We start from the raw sequence: 357 nt of genomic DNA, 5'->3' as shown, positions 1-357 counted from the left end.
GAACTGACCAACGGCGCAGACGTCACGGTCTTCGGCACGACCGCCCGTCCGGCGGGTGACAAACTGGACGCGATCAGGAACGTGCCGGGCGTTGAGGCCGCGAGAACCATGCAACATCGCTTCGCCTATGTCGGAGCCGACCTGCAGGACCTTTATGGCATCGATCCAAGATTGATCGGCGCCGCGACGAGCCTGTCCGACGCCTATTTCAGCGGCGGGTCGACGCGTGAAATCCTGAAAAAGCTCGCCGATACGCCGAACGGCGTCCTGGTGTCGGAGGAGACGGTCAGCGACTTCCAACTGCAGGAGGGCGACGCTATCAATCTTCGGCTGGTGAGCGCCACGGACAATCAGTAC

1 protein-coding gene is annotated in these 357 nt (G+C 62.2%); it reads left to right on the top strand.

Annotated elements, in window-relative coordinates:
* Positions 1-357: hypothetical protein (locus tag AC1D0P_RS32530; RefSeq protein ID WP_477680489.1), on the top strand; the 357-nt coding region annotated here is incomplete at both ends.

Source organism: Polaromonas sp. P1_G2 (assembly GCF_056405515.1).
This window is presented reverse-complemented; position numbering and strand designations above follow the sequence as displayed.